An 11329-nucleotide genomic window follows, 5' to 3' on the forward strand; every position below is an offset into this window, starting at 1 on the left:
TGAAATTGCGGGGACTCAGTCCTCGCGGACGGTCTGGACGTCGTGGGGCTCAGTCCTCGCGGGCTGTTCGGGCTTCGTGGGGGACTCAGTCCTCGCGGGCGGCTTGGATGTCGATCTCGACCTTCAGGGTCGTGCCGATGGCCGCGATTCCCGTTTGCAGGGCCTGGTTGAAGTTCATCGCGAAGTCCTCGCGGCGGAGCTGGGTGGTCGCCGTCGCCGAGGCGCGGGTGCCGCCCCACGGGTCCGGGCCCACTCCCGCGAAGCGGGTGTCCAGCCGCACCGGGCGGGTCAGCCCGCACAGCGTCAGCTCGCCGTCCAGGTCCCAGCGGTCGCCGCCGCGCTGGCGCAGCGCGGTGGAGCGGAAGGCGATCTCCGGGTGGCGTTCGACGTCCAGGAAGTCCGCGGTGCGCAGGTGGTCGTCGCGCATCCCGTTGCCGGTGTCGATGCTTGCCGCGGCGATCACCGCCTCCACAGTGGACGATTCGACCGGGTTGCCGATGCGGATCTCGCCCGCGAACTCGTTGAACCGGCCGCGGATGCTGCTGATCCCCAGGTGCCGGGCGGTGATCTGGATCGACGAGTGCACCGGGTCGATCCGCCACAGCCCCGGTGCGGGCAGGTCCGCGCCGCCCGCGCGGCGCAGCTCCACCTCGCCGAGCGTGGCGGCGGTCCCGTCGTGCACCAGCGTGGTGCGGGCGACCGGTTCGTGCCCCACCGCCGTCACGATCGCGGTGTAGGCGCCGGAGGACAGCCCGGCGGCGACCACCGAGCCCTGCGCGTCGCCCTGCACGCGGGCGACCTGGGTGCCGGTGCCGTCGATGACGGTCAGCACCGCCTCCGGGACCGGCCAGCCGTCACCGCCGCGGACGGTCGCGGTGACCGCACCGGCGCCACCGGCCTGCTGTTGGCCGAGATCCATCGAGAACATCTCCTAAGAGCGTGAAGATCGGGCGGTGGCGGGGCCGGCGGCCCCACCACCGTTCGCTCAGTCGGTCTCCGGGTAGCCGAGCTCGACGTCGTGCGTGCTCGCCTCGCCCGCGAGCCGCAGCGAGCTGGCGACCGGCGGATAACCGGTGGCGATCACCGTGTACTCGCCGTCGGGCAGGTCGGTGAAGGTGTAGTTGCCGTCGACGTCGGTGGTGGCCGCGCCGACGACCGCACCGCCGGAGTTCAGCAGCGTCACCCGCGCGTCCGGCACCGCGACGCCGAGGCTCGCCGACCGGACGACGCCGGTCAGCTGCGCGCCGCTCTGCAGCACCACGTCCGCCGTGGTCTGCTCGCCGTCGGCCACGGTGACCGAGCTGGCCACCGGCCGGTAGTTCGGCGCGGTGACGGTCAGCGCGTAGGAGCCGCCCACCAGGTCGCCGAACGCGTAGTGCCCGTCCGCGGCGGTCGCCGTGGTGGCCACGACCTCGCCCCGCACGTCGGTGAGCACCACCATCGCCCCGGCGACGCCGACGCCGCCGACGTGCACCAGGCCGACGAGGCGGCCGGCGCCGAGCAGCTGGACGTCGTGGCGCACCGGGCGGTCGCCGACCACCACCATCGACGCGGTGGGCTGGTAGCTGCCGCCGGAGGCGATCAGCACGTAGGTGCCGCCGTGCGCCACCGACAGCTGGAACTGCCCGTCCTGGTCGGTGCGGGCCCGCTCGACCTGCCGCCCGTTGGCGTCGGTGAGGGTGAGCACCACGCCGCCGACCGGGCTGCCCGCGGAGTCCTGCACGGTGCCGTGCACGTGCAGCCCGGCACCGCCGAGTTCACCGGCCAGATGCCTGCCGTTGGTTGCGTAGCGACGCGGCGCCACCGGCTCTGACCAGGCCTCGGAGCGCCTGTCCACAGAGTTGTCCACAGGCTCGGCGTTCAGTGGCACCTGCGGAGAGCCGTTGGTCGCGGCCGAGTTGTCCACAGGGCGGGTGGGGTTGTCCACAGCGTTCTCGTGCGCGGCCACCGCAACCGCCTCCCTTTCCTCGTGACTGTCGATCGTGGTCCGCAGCGGCGTCTCCCGGAGGAACAGCACCGCCACGAAGGTGACCACCGCGACGCAGGCGGAGATGAAGAAGATGTCGCCGATCGCGTCGCCGTAGGCGGCCCGGACGATGACCTGGATCGGCTCCGGCAGGCCGTCGATGTTCAGCGTGCCGCCGCCGCTGCCACCCGCCGCCTGCGCGGCGCCGGGGATCTTGGCCAGGCCCTGCACGATGTAATCCGACACCTGGGTGGCCAGCACCGCGCCGAGCACCGAGACGCCCGCCGAACCGCCCAGGGTCCGGAAGAAGGTGACCACCGAGGTCACCGAGCCCATGTCCCGCGCGCTGGTCGCGTTCTGCACCGCCAGCACCAGGTTCTGCATCAGCATGCCGACGCCGGTGCCCATCAGGAACAGGTAGACGCCGACCAGCCACAGGTTCGTCTCGTGGTCCATGGTGCTCAGCAGCCACATCGCCGCGACCATCACGACCGACCCGGCCACCAGGAACGGCTTGATCTTGCCGGTGACCCGGGAGATCACCTGGCCGGAGATGGTCGAGGACAGGAACATCCCGCCGACCATCGGCAGCGTCATCAGCCCGGCCTCGGTCGGCGTCATGCTGCGCGAGATCTGGAAGTACTGGCCGAGGAACACCGAGCCGCCGAACATCGCGGTGCCGACCGCGACGGTGCCGATGGTGGCCAGCGTGACCGTCGGGTTGCGGAACATCCGCAGCGGCACGATCGGCTCGCTGACCCGCGACTCGATGATCACCGCGATGATCAGCGCCAGCACGCCGCCGCCGACGTAGGCCGCGGTCTCCGCCGACCACCACTCGAACGACTTGCCCGCCAGCGAGACCCACACCAGCAGCAGGCTCACGCCGCCGACCAGGAACAGCGCGCCGAACCAGTCGATCTTGACCGGGCGCTTGATGACCGGCAGCTTCAGCGTGCGGCCGAGCACGATGAACGCGATCACCGCGATCGGCACGGTCACCCAGAAGCACCAGCGCCAGCCCAGCCAGGCGGTGTCCACGATGACGCCGCCGACCAGCGGGCCGCTGACCGTGGCCACCGCGAAGGTGGCGCCGATGTAACCGCTGTAGCGGCCGCGGTCGCGCGGCGAGACCATCGCCGCGATCACGACCTGGATCAGCGCCTGCAGACCGCCCATGCCGATGCCCTGCAGGGCCCGGAAGCCGATCAGCGTCTCCATCGACTGCGCGAAGCCGCCCGCCACAGAGCCGACCGTGAAGATCACGATGGCCAGCTGGTAGAGCAGCTTCTTGCTGAACAGGTCGGAGAGCTTGCCCCAGATCGGGGTGGACGCGGTGGAGGTCAGCAGCATCGCGGTGACCACCCACGTGTACTGGCCCTGGGTGCCGTTCAGGTCGGCGATGATGCGCGGCAGCGCGTTGGACACGATGGTCGAGCTGAGGATGGCGACCAGCAGCGCCAGCATCAGCCCGGACATCGCCTCCATGATCTGCCGGTGCGACATCGGCGATTCGTCGGCGGACCCGTGCGCATCCCGTCGGGCCGGCGCGTCCCGCACCGTCTCCGTCGAGCTCGTCATCGAGTTCCTTCCCTGGTAGCGGGGTCTGCGTGGCAGATCCCCTCGTCGATCGTGTGGCGGCGGATGTCGTCCATGGCGTCCCCCAGCAGCCGGCCGAGCTCGCGGACCTTCGCGTCCTCCCAGCCCTCCAGCGCGTTGGCGATCCACTCCGCCTTCCTGCGTTCGAGTTCGGCCACCGCGCGCTCGCCCTCCGGGGTGGCGCGCAGCAGCGACACCCGCCGGTCGGCGGGGTCGGGTCGGCGGCTGATCAAGCCGGCCTGTTCGAGCTGGCCCACCTGCCTGCTCACCACGGAGGCGTCGACGATGCGGTGGTGGGCGAGGTCGGAGGCCCGGCATTCACCGCGGAAGACGAGCTCGGCGAGCAACCCGGCCGCGGCGTAGGGCACCTCCTGATCGCCGAAGTACCCCCGTTGCAGAGCAACCTGCTTGAGCCCCATCAACGCCCGGAGCGGGCGGAGCAGTTCACCGCAGGTCTCGAGTGTCGGTCCCATGCGAACCCAATCCTTTAGTTGCTGCACGCAACCATAACCTCATTTGGTTGTAGCACGCAACTTGTCTGCCTGTGACCCCGAGCACCGATGTCGAGTCACTCGACATGTCGACTGCTTCGACATACGATCCCGGCATGTCAGACGCCCGGGAGACCGAACGCCTCGCCGCCCTCTCCGCCCTCATCGGGTGGGCGGATCGCCGGGAACGCTTCGCCGAGGAGCGCGCCGACCTCGTCGCCGCCGCGTGGCGCAGCGGCTCCCGCAACGTCGCGGAACTCGCCCGGCTGGCGCGGGTTTCGCGCGACACCATCTACGCCGACCTCAAAGCCCGGAACATCGACACCTCGGCCCGCGCCCAAGACCCGGTCAGCACGGCGGTTCCGGGCGCACCGCTGCAGGCGGAGTCCGTGCGCCCGCTCGCGCAGCTCGTCGACGCGGTGGCCCGCCCGGCGTACGGCCGCGCGCCGGACGACGGGCTCGCCCAGATCACCGCCAGCGCCGGCCGAGCCCTGCAAGCGGTGGCCGACGCCCTGGACCCGCCCACCGACCAGGGCCCGGGCTGGACGCGGACCGAGCTGATGCACGGGCTGGCGGACACGGGCGCCTCGATCACCCGCGCAGCTCATCGCGAGCTGGCGGCGAGCCAGGACCCCGACGAACTCGCCGAGCGGACCGACCACCTCCACCGCTCCGCGCTGCACCGCGGCAGGGACGCCGCGGCCGAGCGGGCCGACGTGGTCGTCGCACTGCCGACCGGCGAGTCGATCACCGTCCGGCTGGGCCGCGATCACGGGTGGACGACGCTGAGCGGCGACAGCCCGCTGCTGACCGGCGAGATCGACGGGCTGGACCACCTGGAGGTGCAGCACGCGCTGGCCGTCTTGAGCCGGGTGATCACCCGCAAGCTCGACGAAGCGGCCTTCGTCGAGACGCGCGAGGACGCGCTACCGGGAGGACCGCCGGTGCGGCAGCGGATCATCCCGTCGAACGAGGACCAGCCGCCCGCGGGCCGCATCCGCGAGGTCGACGGCACTGCGATCGGCTCCGTTTCCCCTGGTCAGCGCCCGTGAGCACTTTGGGGTGCCATAGCCCCACAAAACACTCACGGCCTGCAACCAGCGGAAACGGTGCGCCCAGCAGGGCCGATCCGGCGCGGAACCGGGTCTCGGCGCCCGCGCGGGACGAGATCGGGCGTCACATCATCGCGTTGAGCTTGGCCAGCAGGCGGGCCAGGTCCTTGAGGTCCTGAGTGGTCCAGCTGGCGAACTGGCCGTGCAGGTGCTTGCGGCGTTCGGCGCGCACCTGGGCCAGGCGTTCGCGGCCGAGGTCGGAGAGCTGGATGCGGCGGGCTCGGCCGTCGTCCGGGTCCGGCACCCGCTCCAGCAGGTCCAGCTCCACCAGGGTCGCGATCTGGCGGCTGACCGTCGACTTGTCGAGGCCGGTGCGGCCGGCCACGTCCATGCCGCGCAGCGGTCCCGCGTCGTCGATCATCAGCAGCAGGCTGTAGGAGGCCGGGTCCAAATCCGGGTGCACGTGCGCCGCCACCGTGGTGGAGAGGTTGCGGGCGCGGCGGAACATCATGACCAGCTCGCGCTCGACGGTCTCCGCCGCGGAGCGCCGGTCCACGCCTTCCTCGCGCACCCCGTCGGTCGCCCGCGCCTCGTCCTGCTCGATCACAGCTCTCCCGCCCGCGCCTCCACCTGCCGAAGGCACACCCGCAGCACCGATGAAGCCCCACGGTAGTCCGTTTCGCCCCACTCTAGGAGGCCGTGCTCGAACTCCTGCGGCCCACCGGCGATCAGCCGGCCCAGACGGGTTCGGCGTGGTGCCAGGGCCGCGGCGTGCCCTTGGCCTCGAAGTAGTCGCCGCCCTTGCGCTTGCCGTCGTCGGTGCTCCAGCTCCGCTGGCGCAGCACCGGGACCATCCGCGGGATGTGCTTGCGGCAGTGGATGTAGGCCTCCTCGACCTGCACGACGACCCACCGCTCGGGGGTGCGGCCGCGGGCGAAGTCGGCGGGCAGCGCGGGGTGGATCGCGCGCAGGTCGGCGTCCTCGACGATGCGGGCCTTGCCGTTGAGGTGCAGGCCGATCAGGTCGGTCACGAAGTCCACCAGCAGGATGCCGATGTGCGGGTTCTCGCTGATGTTGCCGAGGCTGGCCAGCACGCCGTTGCCGCGGTACTCCGGGTAGCAGACGTGCCGGTCGTCGAGCACCTCGATGAAGCCGGGCGTGCCTGCGCGCAGGCTCGAATCGCACTCGCCGCGGGCGTCGGCGGTGGCGATGAAGGCCATGTCCATCCGCCCGATGAACTCCTTCATCTGCGGGTTGAGGTGGTCCAGGACCTGGTCGTCGTAGAACTTGCGGGCGCGCTTCTCGCTGCCGTAGGCCCGCTGGAGGAGGTGCTCGCCCTTCGAACCGGGCAGCTGCACCTGGTGCTCTTCCTCGACGAACGGGTCGCGGGGCACGGCGTCGAACGAGTGGTGCTGGAGGGGAGTGGTGCCCTGCCAGGAGGGCTTGCGGGCGGGCTCGTCGGACAGCTCCAGGGCTAAGAGCGCCTCATCGGCGGTACCGCTCGGGGTCGGGTCGGGGCTCACGCGGCTCACCGTGTCACGCCTTCCTCTCCACTCACAGAGGTGGATACTAGGTTCCCCCGACCGGTTATTGCACTATCTACGAGTAGTAGTTAAGAAACACTCAAAAGTGGCATCAAGGCAGACGTTCCCAAGGCCCCGGGTTAGGGTCGGCCCAGTGTCGGGGGACGCAAGCCAGTAGCGGTGCACCTGTGCCGGGTACCGCCGCCAACGTGGAGAAGACTGCACCCGAACCATGACAGCGAACGCCGTACTGAGCCCCGGACCATCCCCGAACGAGCCGTCCTCATCAGGTGTGAGCAAGATGGTCCGCCTGATCCGGGAGAGCTTCGAGGTCGTCGAACCGCAGATCGACGACGTCGCCAAGTTCTTCTACGGGATGCTCTTCAGCCTCTCCCCGGCCACCCGCGAGCTGTTCGCGGTGAACATGGAGGTGCAGCGCAGCCGCCTGCTGCGGGCGCTCGTGCACGTCATCCAGATGGTCGACAAGCCCGATGAGCTGCTGCCGTTCCTGCACCAGCTCGGCCGCGACCACCGCAAGTTCGGCGTGGTCGCCGACCACTACGAGGCGGTGGGCACCGCGCTGCTGGCCTCGATCAAGAAGCACGCCGGCGACGCCTGGAACGACACCGTCGAGCGGGCCTGGGCGGAGGCCTACACGGTGATGGCCTCGGCCATGACCGAGGCGGCCGCCGCCGACGACGGTCCGGCCTGGTACACCGGCGAGATCATCCACCACGAGCGGCTGAGCTGGGACGTCGCGGTGATCCGCGTCCAGACCGACCACCCGGTGCCCTACCTGCCCGGGCAGTACGTGAGCGTGGAGGTGCCGCAGCGGCCCCGGCTGTGGCGCTACCTGACCCCGGCCAACGCGCCCGCCGAGGACGGGATCATGGAGTTCCACGTCCGCTCGGTGGAGGGCGGCTGGGTGAGCCGCGCGCTGGTCGGGCACGCCCGCATCGGCGACCAGTGGCGGATCGGTTCGCCGATGGGCCGGATGACGGTGGACCGGGAGACCTCCCCGGACGTGCTGATGATCGCCGGCGGCACCGGCGTCGCCCCGATGCGGGCGATCGTCGACGAGCTGGCCCAGTACGGCGAGAACCCCCGCGTCCAGCTGTTCTACGGCGGCCGCACCCGCGAGGACCTCTACGACCTGGAGAACCTCCAGCGGATCGCGATGCACAACCCGTGGCTGACGATCACGCCGGTGCTGGAGGACGACCCGAACATCACCGGCGTCGAGCACGGCACGCTCCCCGAGGTCGTCACCCGCTTCGGCGCCTGGCAGGACTGGGACGTCCTGGTCAGCGGCTCGCCGGGGATGCTCCGCGCAACGGTCTCCCAGATGCTGGTCGCGGGCACGCCCCTCGACCGAATCCGCTACGACCCGTTCACGTTGGACTGAGTCCCGGCCTCGTCCCGGACGGCAGTGCGAGGGCGAGTCGCACTGCCGAAAACGACTGACGCCGCCTGACCGTGCTCCAGACGTGCGATCGCCCCACCGCCTCGGTCCGGCGGTGGGGCGATCGTGGCTTCGTCAGCGCTTCTTGCGGTTCGGCTTCCAGACGACCAGCGCGGTCTCCTGGCGGACCGGGACCAGGTCCCGGCGGTAGGAGGCGTGGATCTGGGCCGCCGCCTGCTCGGCCGCGACGTGCGCCGCGGCGACCTCTTCCGCCAGTTCCTGGACCTTCGCGCGCAGCGCGTCGACCTCGTTCTCCAGGTCGATGATCCGCTTGATCCCGGCCAGGTTGACGCCTTCCTCCTGGGAGAGGCGCTGGACCTCGCGCAGCAGCGCGATGTCGCGCAGGGAGTAGCGACGGCCGCCCGCCGGCGTCCGGCCGGGCGACACCAGGCCCAGCCGGTCGTAGCTGCGCAGGGTTTGCGCGTGCAGGCCGGAGAGCTGGGCGGCCACCGAGATCACGAACATCGGCGTGTCCTCGTCCGCCCCCGGTGGGAACCCGAAGCCCGGATCGGTTGTGCGGCGACCGGCCATGACTACCCTCCGAGCAACTCGTTCAGGTCCCGACGCGGATCGTGGTCGGCGGTCGCCTTCGCGTAGTCCGCCAGCGCTTCAGCCGCCTTGTCGTCCAACTTGGACGGGATGGCGACCTGCAGCGCGACCAGGAGATCCCCGCTGCTGCCGTCCTTCTTGCCCACTCCCTTGCCGCGCACCCGGAAGGTCCGGCCGCTGCTGGTCCCGGCCGGGACCTTCAGCGAGACCTTCCCGTCGAGCGTCGGCACCGTCAACGTAGTGCCCAGCGCCAGCTCCGGGAAGGTCACCGGCACCGTGATCGTCAGATCATCACCGGAACGTCCGAACACCCGGTGCGGTTTGACGTGCACCTTCACGTAGAGATCACCGGAGGCAGCGCCCTGCCTGCCCGGTTCGCCCTGGCCCGCCAGCCTGATCCGCTGCCCGTCGGACACCCCGGCCGGGATCCGCACCGTCAGCGTGCGGCTGCGGGTGCTGACCCCCTCACCGGCGCAGTCCGGGCACGGGTCGTCGATCAGCTGGCCGCGACCGCGGCAGTCCGGGCACGGCTCGCTGAACGCGAACGCGCCCTGGTTGCGGGTGACCAGCCCGGTGCCCGAGCAGGTTCCGCAGGTGCGCGGCCGGGTGCCCGGCTTGGCCCCCGAACCGCGGCAGGTCTGGCAGGTCGCCGGGCTGGACAGCCGCAGCGGCACGGTGGCACCGCGCACCGCCTCGGTGAAGTCGATGCGGACCTCGGTTTCCACGTCGGCGCCGCGCTTGGGCCGGTTGGCCGTGGTCGAACCGGGCCGGCGGTTGCCGAACAAGCCGCCGAACAGGTCGCCCAGCCCACCGGCGCCGCCCTGACCGGCACCGCCGAAGAGGTCACCGATGTCGAAGCCGCCCTGGCCGCCGCCACCGAACCCGCCGAACCCGCCGTGCCCGGCACCGCCGCCGAACCCGCCGGCACCGAACAGCCGACGGGCCTCGTCGTACTGCTTGCGCTTGTCCGGGTCGGACAGCACGCCGTAGGCCTCGGAGACGGACTTGAACTTCGCCTCCGCCCGGGCGTTGCCGGGATTGGCGTCCGGGTGGTTCTCCCGTGCCAGCTTCCGGTACGACTTCTTGATCTCGTCCGCCGAAGCGTCGGAGGAGACGCCCAGCTCGGCGTAGAAATCCTTGTCGAGCCATTCCCTGGCGCTCACCGGACGCCTCCTCTCTCGCTCCTGATCAACCCTGCTCGGCCTGGTTCTCGTCGGCGGCGGCCGCCGGTTCGTGGTCGGTCACCGCGACCATGGCCGGCCGCAGCACCCGGTCGGCGAACCGGTAGCCGCGACGCAGCACGGCGGTCACGGTCGGGCCGCTCACCTCCGGGGAGGTGCTGTGCTGCACCGCCTCGTGCACGGACGGGTCGAACTCGTCGCCCTCCGCGCCGAACGCTTCCAGACCGGCCGAGTTCAACGTCGTGACCAGCTTGTCGGCCACGGCCTTGAACGCACCGTTGAGGTCGCCGTGCGCCTCGGCCCGCTCCAGGTCGTCCAGCACCGTCAGCAGGTCACCGGCCACCGAGGCCTTGGCCCCGGCGATCACCGACTCGCGGTCGCGTTCCACCCGCTTGCGGTAGTTCGCGTACTCCGCGGTGACCCGCTTGAGGTCGGCGGTGAGCTCGTCGACCTGCTGCTGCAGACCGGCGGACTCGCCCTGCGCCGGTTCGGCGGCGGAGTCGGACTCCGCAGCCGTCCCGGCCTCGGCGACGGCCTCGTCGAGGGTGCCGGAGATGCTGTCGGGCACCTGCGCCTCTTCTCCGTTCGGAGCGGGGGCCCGGCGCTGGCCGGTCTCGGGGTCGATGCGACGCCGATCCCGGACCACCACCGGCTCCTGCTCGCCTTCGTTGCGCGACATCTCGGACCGGTCCGCTGTCACTTCTTCTTCTCGTCCTCGTCGTCGACGATCTCGGCATCCACCACGTCATCGGCACCGGAGGCCTTCGAGCCCGCGGCGTCGTCCGCGGCACCCGCGCCCGGCGCACCGGCACCCGCCGCCGCGTTGGCACCGGCGTCGGCGTAGAGCGCCTGGCCGAGGGCCTGGGACTCGGTGGCCAGCTTCTCCACCGCGGCGGAGATGGCGGCGACGTCCTCGCCCTTGAGCGCCTCGTTGACCTCGTCGATCGCGGACTTGACCTTGTCCTTGACCTCGCCGGGCAGCTTCTCGTCGTTCTCCTTGAGGACCTTCTCGGTCTGGTAGACGAGGGTCTCGGCCTGGTTGCGGGCCTCGGCCTCCTCGCGACGCTTCTTGTCCTCGTCGGCGTGGGCCTCGGCGTCCTTGACCATCCGCTCGATGTCGTCCTTCGGCAGCGCGGAGCCGCCGGTGATCGTCATCGACTGCTCCTTGCCGGTGCCGAGGTCCTTGGCGGAGACGTGCACGATGCCGTTGGCGTCGATGTCGAAGGTGACCTCGATCTGCGGCATGCCGCGCGGCGCCGGCGGGAGGCCGGTGAGCTCGAACATGCCGAGCTTCTTGTTGTGCGCGGCGATCTCGCGCTCGCCCTGGAACACCTGGATCTGCACCGACGGCTGGTTGTCGTCGGCGGTGGTGAAGGTCTCGGAGCGCTTGGTCGGGATCGTGGTGTTGCGCTCGATCAGCTTGGTCATGATGCCGCCCTTGGTCTCGATGCCCAGGGACAGCGGGGTGACGTCGAGCAGCAGGACGTCCTTGACCTCACCGCGCAG

Annotated in this window: 11 protein-coding genes; 2 read left to right on the forward strand and 9 right to left on the reverse strand. The window is 70.9% G+C overall.

Annotation, left to right across the window (positions count from 1 at the left end; translation table 11 throughout):
• Positions 1-85: 85 nt before the first annotated feature.
• The 3 genes from C4T78_RS27175 to C4T78_RS27185 form a co-directional block, all read right to left on the reverse strand.
• On the reverse strand, positions 86-919 hold the full coding sequence (locus C4T78_RS27175; protein WP_093358292.1) for a YceI family protein: 834 nt from the start codon (positions 917-919) through the stop codon (positions 86-88).
• Between the two features lie 66 nt (positions 920-985).
• On the reverse strand, positions 986-3472 hold the full coding sequence (locus tag C4T78_RS27180) for an MFS transporter (protein ID WP_491572064.1): 2487 nt from the start codon (positions 3470-3472) through the stop codon (positions 986-988).
• Positions 3473-3543: 71 nt separating this feature from the next.
• Positions 3544-4038: a MarR family winged helix-turn-helix transcriptional regulator gene (locus tag C4T78_RS27185; RefSeq protein WP_093159061.1), complete on the reverse strand. Its 495-nt coding sequence runs from the start codon at positions 4036-4038 to the stop codon at positions 3544-3546.
• A 134-nt stretch (positions 4039-4172) separates the two neighbouring features.
• On the opposite strand from C4T78_RS27185, the gene C4T78_RS27190 reads away from it, so the two are divergent.
• A complete protein-coding gene (locus C4T78_RS27190; RefSeq protein WP_093358296.1) occupies positions 4173-5108 on the forward strand; it encodes a hypothetical protein in 936 nt (311 codons plus the stop codon).
• 124 nt (positions 5109-5232) lie between these two features.
• Here C4T78_RS27190 and C4T78_RS27195 read toward each other — a convergent pair whose 3' ends face one another.
• The gene (locus C4T78_RS27195) at positions 5233-5715 is read right to left on the reverse strand and encodes a MarR family winged helix-turn-helix transcriptional regulator (protein ID WP_093159055.1); all 483 of its coding nucleotides are present in this window, start codon (positions 5713-5715) and stop codon (positions 5233-5235) included.
• Between the two features lie 121 nt (positions 5716-5836).
• Positions 5837-6502: a pyridoxamine 5'-phosphate oxidase family protein gene (locus tag C4T78_RS27200; RefSeq protein ID WP_374703907.1), complete on the reverse strand. Its 666-nt coding sequence runs from the start codon at positions 6500-6502 to the stop codon at positions 5837-5839.
• A 430-nt stretch (positions 6503-6932) separates the two neighbouring features.
• On the opposite strand from C4T78_RS27200, the gene C4T78_RS27205 reads away from it, so the two are divergent.
• Positions 6933-8036: an FAD-binding oxidoreductase gene (locus C4T78_RS27205; RefSeq protein ID WP_093358327.1), complete on the forward strand. Its 1104-nt coding sequence runs from the start codon at positions 6933-6935 to the stop codon at positions 8034-8036.
• Between the two features lie 132 nt (positions 8037-8168).
• On the opposite strand, the gene C4T78_RS27210 is transcribed toward C4T78_RS27205, so the two are convergent.
• From C4T78_RS27210 to C4T78_RS27225, 4 genes are all read right to left on the reverse strand, one after another.
• The gene (locus tag C4T78_RS27210) at positions 8169-8624 is read right to left on the reverse strand and encodes a heat shock protein transcriptional repressor HspR (protein WP_093358298.1); all 456 of its coding nucleotides are present in this window, start codon (positions 8622-8624) and stop codon (positions 8169-8171) included.
• A gap of 2 nt (positions 8625-8626) precedes the next feature.
• On the reverse strand, positions 8627-9805 hold the full coding sequence (dnaJ, locus tag C4T78_RS27215; RefSeq protein ID WP_093358300.1) for a molecular chaperone DnaJ: 1179 nt from the start codon (positions 9803-9805) through the stop codon (positions 8627-8629).
• A 25-nt stretch (positions 9806-9830) separates the two neighbouring features.
• The gene (gene grpE, locus C4T78_RS27220; protein ID WP_235863889.1) at positions 9831-10502 is read right to left on the reverse strand and encodes a nucleotide exchange factor GrpE; all 672 of its coding nucleotides are present in this window, start codon (positions 10500-10502) and stop codon (positions 9831-9833) included.
• Positions 10503-10519: 17 nt separating this feature from the next.
• The coding region (locus C4T78_RS27225) for an Hsp70 family protein (RefSeq protein ID WP_181138264.1) at positions 10520-11329 on the reverse strand (810 nt) is incomplete at its 5' end.

This window comes from Saccharopolyspora kobensis (assembly GCF_900108315.1).
In the GTDB taxonomy this organism is placed as follows: Bacteria; Actinomycetota; Actinomycetes; order Mycobacteriales; family Pseudonocardiaceae; genus Saccharopolyspora; species Saccharopolyspora kobensis.

What these genes read in the sequence shown, in the direction of transcription:
- C4T78_RS27175 (WP_093358292.1), bottom strand. Translation starts at nt 919, where the DNA reads ATGGATCTCGGCCAACAGCAGGCCGGTGGCGCCGGTGCGGTCACCGCG.
- C4T78_RS27180 (WP_491572064.1), bottom strand. Translation starts at nt 3,472, where the DNA reads ATGTCGCACCGGCAGATCATGGAGGCGATGTCCGGGCTGATGCTGGCG.
- grpE (WP_235863889.1), bottom strand. Translation starts at nt 10,502, where the DNA reads ATGTCGCGCAACGAAGGCGAGCAGGAGCCGGTGGTGGTCCGGGATCGG.
- C4T78_RS27210 (WP_093358298.1), bottom strand. Translation starts at nt 8,624, where the DNA reads ATGGCCGGTCGCCGCACAACCGATCCGGGCTTCGGGTTCCCACCGGGG.
- C4T78_RS27185 (WP_093159061.1), bottom strand. Translation starts at nt 4,038, where the DNA reads ATGGGACCGACACTCGAGACCTGCGGTGAACTGCTCCGCCCGCTCCGG.
- C4T78_RS27205 (WP_093358327.1), top strand. Translation starts at nt 6,933, where the DNA reads ATGGTCCGCCTGATCCGGGAGAGCTTCGAGGTCGTCGAACCGCAGATC.
- C4T78_RS27190 (WP_093358296.1), top strand. Translation starts at nt 4,173, where the DNA reads ATGTCAGACGCCCGGGAGACCGAACGCCTCGCCGCCCTCTCCGCCCTC.